Source organism: Porphyromonas uenonis 60-3, from assembly GCF_000174775.1.
Classification (GTDB): Bacteria; Bacteroidota; Bacteroidia; order Bacteroidales; family Porphyromonadaceae; genus Porphyromonas; species Porphyromonas uenonis_A.
The window spans coordinates 1-710 of sequence record NZ_ACLR01000105.1; the positions used below are offsets into that span (position 1 = coordinate 1).

Below are 710 nucleotides of genomic sequence, written 5' to 3' on the forward strand. Positions count from 1 at the left end.
TCGTTGTATTGCAAAGGTACATCATTGAGACGAAACATACAAGTGCTAATTGAACCCGAAAATTGGACTACACATCTCATCAAACGGCATCAATAATCTCCTGAAATGTAGGGACCCTTTTGCGATCCCAAAAGGACTCTTCTTCCGCCGAAATACTTGTATCGGACAGCATACTTCCCGACTACTTGATTGCGACCAATTTACAGTTTCCTCCGTATGAAACTCTGGTTTCCTCCGTATGAAACTCTGGTTTCTTCCGTATGAAACTCTGGTTTCACCCAAGTGGTACTGATAGATAGCTCATTCCTTCAGAACTACCTACTTGATCTTTCTCAAAAGGATGGCTCCTTTGGCTGGATTAAAAGAGCGAGCCAGCTCTCCGACGCGCATGGGTCGAGGAGCTGGCTCTGTGTATGAAAGCCCTCTGTAGTACTAGAACTCTACTGTAGGTGTCTTGGTGTATACACCCATTGCCGTAGGAAATGCTCCACCGACTAGGCTGTACTCAAAGTAGACCTTCAGCTGGTCATTGTAGTACTGATATAAGTCTGCTTCTATATCGTATATACTTACCTTTTCCATTCCTTGGTAGGTGAAGCCATTCTTCGTCATGAAGTCCTTAATGAGGGGATCCGTCCCTGGTATATTGGCTTTCATCCACTCTTGTGTGAAGAGGTAAGAAATCAGCTCGATGGTCGAGCCACTTTTTG

The 710-nt window shown here is 44.6% G+C and carries 1 pseudogene; it reads right to left on the minus strand.

Features of this window, described 5'->3' with window-relative positions:
• Positions 1–432: 432 nt before the first annotated feature.
• Positions 433–710, minus strand: a pseudogene (locus tag PORUE0001_RS02705) (hypothetical protein); the annotation flags it as partial.